This is a genomic window from Brevibacterium sp. LAARM3_SD1, assembly GCF_057364765.1.
The window spans coordinates 1-2,075 of record NZ_JBNFOL010000070.1 but is presented as its reverse complement, the minus strand read 5'-3'; the positions used below and the strand labels follow the sequence as shown (position 1 = coordinate 2,075).

2 protein-coding genes are annotated in these 2,075 nt (G+C 65.9%); both read left to right on the top strand.

The features are described from left to right. Positions 1-93: 93 nt before the first annotated feature. Positions 94-939: a DNA-formamidopyrimidine glycosylase family protein gene (locus AC2W7L_RS18475; protein ID WP_486005634.1), complete on the top strand. Its 846-nt coding sequence runs from the start codon at positions 94-96 to the stop codon at positions 937-939. A gap of 126 nt (positions 940-1,065) precedes the next feature. Next, positions 1,066-2,028 carry an aldo/keto reductase gene (locus tag AC2W7L_RS18470; protein ID WP_486005633.1) on the top strand — a complete coding sequence of 321 codons (963 nt, stop codon included), beginning with the start codon at positions 1,066-1,068 and terminating at the stop codon, positions 2,026-2,028. Positions 2,029-2,075 lie beyond the last annotated feature (47 nt).

The following is a 2,075-nucleotide window of genomic DNA, read 5'->3' as shown; positions in this document are numbered from 1 at the left end:
GCCCAGCAACCTGGCGCGAGGTTGCTGGGCCGCCGTCGGGTAGCAATTAGGGAGGGTCTGTTGCGATCGGCTGACGGGGCGCATACTGGTCTCATGCCGGAACTGCCCGAGGTCGACGCCCTAGTCGAGTTTCTGCGTCCGCGGCTCATCGGCGATTTCGTCACCCGTGCCGATATCGCCGAGCTCAGCCTGCTCAAGACCGTCGACCCGAGCATCGATGCGCTCGTCGGACTCGAAATCACCGAGGTGGACCGCCGCGGGCGAGCCCTCATCATCGGCTTCGACGGGCTCAACCTCGTCTGCCGGTTCGCCCGAATGGGCTGGCTGACCTGGCATGACACCGCACCGAGCAGCCCGATCCGGATGGGCAAGGGGCCGTTGGGGATGCGCGTGAGCCTGGCCTCGGGGGCCGCGTTCGACCTCATCGAACCCGGGTCGAAGAAGAACGCCGCCGTCTCACTCGTCCGCGACCCCACCGAGGTGCCCGCTCTCGCATCGCTCGGCCCCGACGCACTGAGCCTCACCGTCGACGGACTCGCTGAGGCACTGTCCGAGTCGACGTCTCGAATCAAAACCGTCCTCGAAGATCAGAGAATCATCGCCGGCCTCGGCAACGCCTACACCGACGAGATCCTCCACGCCGCCCGGCTCTCCCCGTTCGCAACCGCGAAGACCGTCGACCCGCAGACGCTGCACAACGCCATCACCGAGGTGCTCGACACCGCCCGCACTAACCTCATCGGCCTGCCGCCGGGCAAGTTCAAAACTGCGAAGAAGCGCGGATTCTCCGTTCACGGCCGCACAGGTGAGACGTGCCCCGTCTGCGGGGGGACCATCGCCGAGGTGTCATTCGCCGACAAATCCCTCCAATACTGTCCCGGCTGTCAGACCGGCGGGAAGAAGCTGTCCGACCGCAGGATGGACCGACTGCTCAAATGATGGTGCACGGCCGCACAACGTTTCCCCGATCTCGGTGGCCCGGGAATTTCCGACTGGGGAAGAGCCGTTGTCAACGGTGAGCCGCCTCGTCGAGGTGGCCCTCACCCGAGAACGAAACGGAGCACCATGACGCAAGTCCAGATTCCCGGCACCGATTTGTCCATCTTCCCGATCAACCTCGGCACGAATACCTTCGGCTGGACGGCCGATGAAGCGCAGTCCCATGCCGTTCTCGACGCCTTCGTCGCCGGCGGCGGAAACTTCCTCGACACCGCCGAGTCCTATCCCGCCTGGGTGCCTGGCAACACCGGCCGCGAATCCGAGACCATCATCGGCGCCTGGCTGGCGTCACGGGGCAACCGGGATCAGATCGTCATCGCCACGAAGGTCGGCGACCATCCCGACCACAAGACGCAGGACCCCGACTACATCCGCACCGCCATCGATGCCTCCCTGGAGCGCCTGCAGACCGATCACGTCGACCTCTACTATGCCCACCGTGATGATGAGGTGACCCCCATCGCCGAGGTGGCCCGCGTCTTCGATGAGATCGTCCGTTCCGGTAAGGCTTCGCATATCGCCGTGTCGAACTATTCGCCGGCGCGTCTGGCCGGGTGGTTCGCAGCGGCTGAAGACGAAGGGCTGGTCAAGCCGGTCGCGATCCAACCGCAGTACAGCCTCGTCTATCGGCGGGAGTTCGAGACCGATCTGGCCCCGGTGGCCGAGCGGCGCGATCTCGCGGTGTTCTCGTACTTCAGCCTCGCCGCCGGCTTCCTCACCGGCAAATACCGCGCCGAAGCCGACCTCGAAGGGGCCGACCGGGGCGGGATGGTGCAGGGATATTTCAATGCCGAGGGACTCAAAGTCATCGACGACCTCGTCGCGATCGCTGATTCGTACAAGGTCGCCCCGACGACCGTGGCGCTGTCGTGGCTGCTGGCCAAGGGCGTGACGGCACCGATCGCCTCGGCCCGCACCCCTGAGCAGCTCGATGCGGTCATGGCCGCACCGGGTCTTGAGCTCAGCGCCGACGAGGTCGACCGTCTCGACCGGGCCTCCGCGCCGTTCGCGCAGGAGGACCCGTCCTGACCTTCCCTCCCAATTACTACCCGACGGCGGCCCAGCAACCTCGCGCG